The 1,415-nt window shown below is 60.1% G+C and carries 2 protein-coding genes; both read right to left on the reverse strand.

All coding sequences use genetic code 11. The annotated features are described in order from the left end of the window. Positions 1-57 precede the first annotated feature (57 nt). Positions 58-291 carry a hypothetical protein gene (locus tag B2790_RS03400; protein WP_286918258.1) on the reverse strand — a complete coding sequence of 78 codons (234 nt, stop codon included), beginning with the start codon at positions 289-291 and terminating at the stop codon, positions 58-60. 108 nt (positions 292-399) lie between these two features. Next, the gene (locus B2790_RS03405) at positions 400-1,185 is read right to left on the reverse strand and encodes a 2-keto-4-pentenoate hydratase (RefSeq protein WP_286918259.1); all 786 of its coding nucleotides are present in this window, start codon (positions 1,183-1,185) and stop codon (positions 400-402) included. Positions 1,186-1,415: the final 230 nt, after the last annotated feature.

The following is a 1,415-nucleotide window of genomic DNA, read 5'->3' on the forward strand; positions in this document are numbered from 1 at the left end:
CACGCCCGCTCCCACAGGGACCACATCGCACTCAAGGTCCGCGAAGCTTCAACTGCATCAACCATTCCCGGCGAAATCCGCCGCATCGGCATCCCGGCAACTGTTGCGGGACGCGCATACGAACTCCGCCTCGGCGCGTGTCGGGTAGTTGAAGGTCAGGCGCAGCTTTTCTCGTGTGTCATAAAGGTCATAACCCTCCCCTAACGTCGCGGGAAAGCCAAGACTACGCGGGTAAATCTCTTTCTTGAGCGGCACAGCGGGAACCACAACAAAGCGCGTCTGCATGTTCATCCCCCTCCCGGCAGTCTCTTAGTATTAGTACCACTAAGGGAAAGCATCAAGGTGGCTCATACAAACAATCGCAACGCCGAGTCTACCCGCGAAAACGCTGGGACATCGCTACAGCGTAAACACCAGCTCCTGGCCAAGATACCTGGCGCTAACCTGATGCCCTGTTTCGTTAAGGTCGAATGGCTGGCACATGGCCCCTGTAGTCACCACATCGCCTGCCTTCAGGGTCTGGCCACGTTCGGCGGCATGCGCATAAAGGTGGGCCAGCGATGCCAACGGGTCGGTCGCCGCATCGCCAGACAAGCCCCGCGCCCGCAACTGACCGTCTACGTATACCTCGGTGGTTTCGGCCAGGTCAGCCAGCAACGGCACATCGATGCCTGCTGCCAGGCTGTTGCCAATCACCAGCGCTTCAAACCCAACGTTGTCCGCCACGAAGCTTGGCCACCCAACAATCTTGCGATCGACGAAGCGCGAGCGCACCACTTCGAAGGTGACGCAGGTAGCGCGAATATCTTCGCTGGCCGGCACCCGCCCAACCTGGGGTGGAATATCGCGATCCAGCACGAAGGCGACCTCGCATTCGATGGTTACCGGCGTAACGGCCGGCAACCGAATGTGCACACCACCAGCATGACAGCGCCCCGCCTCCAACTGGCCAATCAAGGGCCGGGACAAATTGGCCGCCCGCATGGCCGCGGGGCTGCCGACACCCAGCTTCCACCCGGCACGCTGGCCTGCGGCGGCCGCAAACAACTCGTCCTGGCTGTCATAGCCCTGTTTCAACGTCTCGGGTTTGAGGCTGGCGGGCAGTTCCGCCAGCAGCTCACCGCTAAGCCAGTGCTGCAGCAACAATGCCGCGGTACGTTGGTAAATGAAGAGCGAATTGTTCATCAAGACCTCGTGATTGATGGGCGATGGCGGGCAACAGATGCTAGAGCGTGGCATTGATAAGGATAAATATATTGTCATGATGCCTGGCATCACAAACCGTTATGACCCTGCCTGACGCAATCCCGTGTAGGAGCGGCCTTGTGTCGCGATGGGCCGCAAAGCGGCCCCGGCAATGTGTCCATTTGCGCTGAAACCCGGGGCCGCGTTGCGGCCCATCGCGACACAAGGCC

Origin of the sequence: Pseudomonas sp. UBA6753 (assembly GCF_002453565.1) — a bacterium.
Lineage (GTDB): Bacteria > Pseudomonadota > Gammaproteobacteria > Pseudomonadales > Pseudomonadaceae > Aquipseudomonas > Aquipseudomonas putida_Z.

Coding starts and splice junctions, on each gene's coding strand:
- B2790_RS03400 (WP_286918258.1), bottom strand. CDS start 291: ATGAACATGCAGACGCGCTTTGTTGTGGTTCCCGCTGTGCCGCTCAAG.
- B2790_RS03405 (WP_286918259.1), bottom strand. CDS start 1,185: ATGAACAATTCGCTCTTCATTTACCAACGTACCGCGGCATTGTTGCTG.